General features: G+C 70.1%; 5 protein-coding genes and 2 pseudogenes. 4 read left to right on the top strand and 3 right to left on the bottom strand.

What is annotated here, in order from left to right:
* Window positions 1–806 (bottom strand): annotated as a pseudogene (locus FUT87_RS15750) (sensor histidine kinase); the annotation flags it as partial.
* Between FUT87_RS15750 and FUT87_RS28905 the strand changes: the two are divergent.
* Both FUT87_RS28905 and FUT87_RS15745 read left to right on the top strand, forming a co-directional pair.
* Window positions 790–975 (top strand): hypothetical protein, encoded by a 186-nt coding sequence (locus tag FUT87_RS28905; protein ID WP_186830566.1) that lies wholly within the window; start codon window positions 790–792, stop codon window positions 973–975. The pseudogene FUT87_RS15750 and the gene FUT87_RS28905 sit on opposite strands and share 17 nt — an antisense overlap.
* A gap of 5 nt (window positions 976–980) precedes the next feature.
* Window positions 981–1,805: a MipA/OmpV family protein gene (locus tag FUT87_RS15745; protein WP_186830565.1), complete on the top strand. Its 825-nt coding sequence runs from the start codon at window positions 981–983 to the stop codon at window positions 1,803–1,805.
* A gap of 141 nt (window positions 1,806–1,946) precedes the next feature.
* Here FUT87_RS15745 and FUT87_RS15740 read toward each other — a convergent pair whose 3' ends face one another.
* Both FUT87_RS15740 and FUT87_RS15735 read right to left on the bottom strand, forming a co-directional pair.
* Window positions 1,947–2,774: a thymidylate synthase gene (locus tag FUT87_RS15740; RefSeq protein ID WP_147241622.1), complete on the bottom strand. Its 828-nt coding sequence runs from the start codon at window positions 2,772–2,774 to the stop codon at window positions 1,947–1,949.
* A 40-nt stretch (window positions 2,775–2,814) separates the two neighbouring features.
* Window positions 2,815–4,554, bottom strand: coding sequence for an ABC transporter transmembrane domain-containing protein (locus FUT87_RS15735; protein WP_255511868.1), 1,740 nt, complete (start codon window positions 4,552–4,554; stop codon window positions 2,815–2,817).
* A gap of 283 nt (window positions 4,555–4,837) precedes the next feature.
* On the opposite strand from FUT87_RS15735, the gene FUT87_RS15730 reads away from it, so the two are divergent.
* Both FUT87_RS15730 and FUT87_RS15725 read left to right on the top strand, forming a co-directional pair.
* The gene (locus FUT87_RS15730) at window positions 4,838–5,359 is read left to right on the top strand and encodes a MarR family winged helix-turn-helix transcriptional regulator (RefSeq protein ID WP_147241620.1); all 522 of its coding nucleotides are present in this window, start codon (window positions 4,838–4,840) and stop codon (window positions 5,357–5,359) included.
* A 73-nt stretch (window positions 5,360–5,432) separates the two neighbouring features.
* Window positions 5,433–5,695: pseudogene (locus FUT87_RS15725) on the top strand (RND transporter); the annotation flags it as partial.

Below are 5,695 nucleotides of genomic sequence, written 5' to 3'. Positions count from 1 at the left end.
TTGACCAGCATCGCCGCCAGGGGCGTGCGCAGCTCGTGCGCCGCGTCGGCCACGAAGACGCGTTCGCGCTCGCTGCTGTCGGACACGCGTCGCATCCAGCCGTTGATCGCCTCCACCATCACCGCCAGTTCGCGATGGCCCTCGCGATAGGCGAGCGGGGTCAGGTCCTGCGGGCCGCGCCGGGCCATCTCGCGCGCCACCGCGCTCCAGGGACGCATCGCCAGGCGGATCGACAGCCAGGCCGGCACCACGAGGATGGGCAGGCTGATCAGCAAGGGCAGCAGGTAGAAGCCCTTGGAGTAGATCGTGATGAAGACGTTCCACCCCTGGTTGCGCGCGAACATGGTCGTGCGCGTCCCCGAGGGCGCCTGCATGGTCTTGGCGACGTAGGCGACGCCGCCCAGGCGCAGCGGGAACTGGCGGTCCAGCGGCCCTTCGGGGACGAAGTCGGGCGCCTTCGGACTGCGGTACACGATGCGCCCGTGCTGCTGGACGACGAAGCCCGGCAGCGGGTCGTTGATGGCGTCGTAGTCCTCGACGATCGCCTCGTGGGCGCGGTCGAGCACGCGCTGGCGGCGGTCGGGGTCGTCGGCCAGCTCGTCGGCGATCGCATTGATGGTCTCGTAGAGCTTGCGGGTGTCGAGCAGCGGCCGGGCGCCCTGGCTCAGCAGGTAGCCCGCGCCCGCCGACCACAGCAGCGTCAGCAGCAGCATCTGCGCGATCAGCAGCCGCCGCACCAGGCTGGGTTGGGTGAGGGCGCGCGTGAAGTCGCGCACGCGTGAGGCCCCGATGAGCTGCATCTTCATGCCGGCCATTGGACCAGCCCAGCGGCCCGGCACGCGCCGCGCCGCGCGGCGCTTCATGCTTTCTTCATGCGTGGAAAAGGTCGGCTTCATGGACCGCTTTGACACTGCCGACGCGTTCCAGGCCCCGTCTGGTGCTCCAGTGCTCGGGCGGCGGTTTTCTTTCCCATGATCGACATGACCACATCCATGAAGTGTTTCCCCCTCACCCCCATCACCACCGCTCTCCTGCTGCTGCCGCTGTGCGTCGCGGCCCAGGCGCAGACCGGACCCGCATCGGCATCCGCGCCGACGTCCACCGTCGTTGTCCAGGGCGGCGTGGCCGTCGTCACGCGCTACGCCGGTTCGGACGAGCACCTCGTCGCGCCGCTGCTGGGGGTGGAGTACGCGCATGCCAGCGGCTTCTTCCTGAGCACGCAGCGTGGCCTGGGTTATGCGGGATCGACCGGCGGCCTGAGCTACAGCGCGGCGCTGGGCTACCGCGGCAAGCGCGAAGAGAAGGAGACGAAGGGACTGGGCGGCAGCAGCGGCAGCAAGTACCTGCGCGGCATGGGCGAGGTGAAGGGCAGCGCCACGGCGCACCTGGCGCTGGGCTATGCGGTGACCGACTGGCTCGAGCTGCAGGTCGCCACCGAGCAGCCGATCACGGCGCGGACCAACGGCGCGCTCTACAGCCTCGGCGCAGCGGCCACGGTGCTGTCGGGCGGCAGGAACACGGTGGTGCTGTCGGTGTCGGCCAACGCAGCGGACAAGAAGTACATGCAGACCTATCACGGCGTGACGGCCGCGCAGTCGGCGCGCTCGGGTTATGCGGTGTTCACGCCCAAGGCTGGCGCCCACATGGCCGAAGGCGGCGTGAGCTGGCAGCACAAGCTCTCATCGGACTGGCGCATCACCGGCATGGTCGGCGCGCAGCGCCTCCTCGGCGACGCGCGCAAGAGCCCCCTGACGCGCCGCGCGACCTCGCCGGTGGGGGCGGTGTATGTGAGCTACTCGTATTGATGAGCAATGGCCCGGCGATCGCCGGGCGCCCGCTTGCCATGCGAATCGGTTGTCGATCCGCATGGCGCCCATTCCCCACGCCTTGAGTTCGCGCTTGATCGCGAGTTCGCCGACCGCATCACCAGGAACGCGCCCTGGGTGTCACACCGCCACCGGCGCCTTGATCGCCGCGTGGTGCTGGTAGTCGCGCAGCTCGAAGTCGTCGAACTCGTAATCGAAGATCGAGGCCGGCTGGCGCTTGATGTGCATCGTCGGGTAGGGGAAGGGCGCGCGCTCCAGCTGCGTCCGCACCTGCTCGAAGTGATTCGCGTAGATGTGGCAGTCGCCGCCGGTCCAGATGAAATCGCCCAGGCCCAGCCCGCATTGCTGCGCCAGCATCTGCGTCAGCAGCGCGTAGCTGGCGATGTTGAAGGGCACCCCCAGGAAGATGTCGGCGCTGCGCTGGTACAGCTGGCAGGACAGCCTGCCGTCGGCCACGTAGAACTGGAAGAAGGCGTGGCACGGCATCAGCGCCATCTGGTCCAGCTCCGCCACGTTCCAGGCCGAGACGATGATCCGGCGCGAATCCGGGTTGGTCTTGAGCTGCTTCACCACCTCGGCGATCTGGTCCACATGGCCGCCGCCCGCCTTGGGCCAGCTGCGCCACTGCACGCCGTAGACCGGCCCGAGGTCCCCGTCCTCGCGCGCCCACTCGTCCCAGATCGTGCAGCCGCGCTCCTGCAACCACTTGACGTTGGAGTCGCCGCGCAGGAACCACAGCAGCTCCAGGATGATCGACTTCAGGTGCACCTTCTTCGTCGTCACGAGCGGGAACCCCTCGTTCAGGTCGAAGCGCATCTGATGCCCGAAGACGCTGCGCGTGCCTGTGCCCGTGCGGTCGCCCTTGGCGACGCCGTGCTCGTACACGTGGCGCATGAAGTCTTCGTACTGGCTGCGCACCGGGCGTGCGGCGGTGGTGTCTGCGGTCATGGGGCGCGATTCTAGAGAAGCCGGGGAGTCCCGCCGGGCATCAGGCATTGAACTGCAGCGCCGCCAGGCGCGCATACAGCCCGCCGCGCGCCACCAGCTCGGCATGCGTGCCTTGCTCGGCGATGCGGCCGTGGTCCATCACCACGATGCGGTCGGCGCGCTGCACCGTCGCCAGGCGGTGCGCGATCACCAGCGTCGTGCGGTCGCGCATCGCCTCGTCCAGCGCCTGCTGGACCAGTCGCTCGCTCTCGGCGTCCAGCGCGCTGGTGGCTTCGTCGAGCAGCAGCAGCGGCGCGTCCTGCAGCATCGCCCGCGCGATCGCGATGCGCTGGCGCTGGCCGCCGGACAGGCGCACGCCGCGCTCGCCGAGGAAGCTGTCGTAGCCCTGGGGCAACTGGCGGATGAACTCGTCGGCATGCGCGGCCCGGGCCGCGGCGATGACCGCCTCGCGGCTCGCGTCCGGACGGCCATAGCGGATGTTGTCCAGCGCGCTGGCCGAGAAGATCACGCTCTGCTGCGGCACCAGCGCCATGCGCGCGCGCAAGTCCGCCAGCCGCAGCCGGTCCACCGGCACGCCGTCCAGCAGCAGCGCCCCCGACTGGACGTCGAAGAAGCGCTGCAGCAGCTGCAGCACGGTGCTCTTGCCGGCACCGCTCGGGCCGACCAGCGCGACGGTCTCGCCGGGTTCGATGCGCAGGCTGAAGTCGTCCAGCGCGGCGCGGTCCGGCCGCGACGGGTAGTGGAAACGCACCTGCTCGAAGGCGACGCGCGCCGGGCCGGTCGACGCTGGCAGCGCCACAGGCGCGGCCGGATCCGCCACCGGCGACTGCGCGGCGAGCAGCTCCATCAGCCGCTCCGTCGCGCCCGCGGCGCGCAGCAGGTCGCCCCAGACCTCGGCCAGCACCGCCACCGACGACACCAGCAGGATCACGTAGACCACCGTCTGCCCGAGGTGCCCCGCGCTGATCCGGCCGGCCATCACCGCCTGCGTGCCCTGGTACAGGCCCCACAGCAGCGCGCCGAAGGTGGCGGTGATGATGAAGGCGACCAGGAAGGAGCGCACCCGGGTGCGCTTGCGGGCGGTGTCGAAGGCGGCCTCGCTGGCGGCATCGAACCGGGCCGCCTCCCGCGCCTCCTGCGCATGCGACTGCACGACGGTGACCGCGTTGAGCATCTCCGCCGCGATCGCGCTGGTGTCGGCGACGCGGTCCTGGCTCGCCCGCGACAGGCGGCGCACGCGTCGCCCGAAGAACATCGCCGGGGCCACCACCAGCACCAGGATGCCCAGCACCTGCGTCATCACCCACGGGTTGCTGGCGATCAGCAGCGCCACCGCGCCCACGCCCATGATCAGGTTGCGCAGCCCCATCGAGAGGCTGGAGCCGACGATGCTCTGGATCACCGTGGTGTCGGTGGTGATGCGGCTGATGACCTCGCCGGTCTGGGTGGTCTCGAAGAATTCGGGGCTCTGCCGCAGCACATGGCTGTAGACGGCGGTGCGCAGGTCCGCGCTGACGCGTTCGCCCAGCCAGCTCACCGCGTAGAAACGCAGCGCCGAGAACACGCCCAGCGCCGCGCCGGTGGCGAACAGCCAGAGGAAGTGCTCCCGCAGCGCCATCAGCCGCTCGCCCGGGTCGGCGGCGACCAGGCCCTGGTCGATCAGCTGGCGCAGCGCGATCGGGAAGACCAGCGTCGCCGCCGCCGCCATCACCAGGAAGACGATCGCCGCGGCGATCCGCCCCCGATACGGCCGCAGGAAGGGCCACAGCGCCGGCGCCATCGCCCGCAAGGGGGGCGGGTTGCGCACGGCGTTTGCCTGAGCCTCAGCCGAAGGGCCGGTGCCGGGGGGCGAAGCGGGGGTGGTCGAGGCGCCCGGGCGCGTCGAGGAGGGAGACATGGCGGACATCGGATCAGTTTAGGGGGCCGGTGTGGCGGAAAAGTCCCCACCCGCAGAAAGCCCATCCCAGGCAGTGATTGGCGAGGCAATCATTGCCTAAGCAATAATTGTCATCAAGTCTTTCCGCATCCTGCCTCCCGGAAAGCCGAAGTCAGAAAGCCCAGCCATGAGCCCCAACTTGCCGCCTCCCGCCGATTTCTACAGCGCCGACAGCTTCACCTCCGAGCCCAGCCTGGGCTGGCTGCTGCGCCAGATCAAGCAGTCGATGGTGCTCCAGGCCGACAAGATGCTGGGCGCGCACGACCTGACCCACGCCCAGTGGGCGCCGATGCTGCGCCTGCGCTTCAACGGCCCGATGTCCAGCGCGGCGCTCGCGCGTGAACTGGCGATGGACGGCGGCGCGATGACCCGCCTGCTGGACCGGCTCGAGGCGAAGAACCTGGTGCGCCGCGAGCGCTCGGTCGAGGACCGGCGCGTGGTGATGGTGTCGCTGACCGAGGTCGGCGTGAGCGCGATGGCGGCCGCGCCGGGCGTGCTGTCCAAGGTGTTCAACGATCACCTGGCCGGCTTCACCGACCACGAGTTCCGCACGCTGATCGGCCTGCTGCAGCGCGTCGTCGCCAACGGCCATGCGATCCGCGACGCGGGCCTGAGCTCCGAGACCTCGATCCTGGACAAGGACGATTGACCCGCACTTGCCGATGACGATCTCCCGCTGCTCTCTCCCCCTTCACAAGAACAACAGTCCCGAGGAACCCCCGATGACCTCCCGATCCCTTCATCGCACGACGCTGGCGCTGGCCATGGGCGCGGCGCTGCTGATGGTGCTCGCCGCCTGCGCGCCCATCCCCAAGCTGGCCGAGCCGGGCCGGCCGATCGACGGCGACGAGGCCGTCGCGCGCCTGGGCCTCGAGGCCGGCCCGGCCGAGGCGCTCGACGCGCAATGGTGGAAGGCCTTCCGCGATCCGCAGCTGGACGCGCTGGTCGAGCAGGCGATCGCGAACTCGCCGACGCTGGCGCTGGC

This window comes from Mitsuaria sp. TWR114 (genome assembly GCF_007997345.1).
This window is presented reverse-complemented; position numbering and strand designations above follow the sequence as displayed.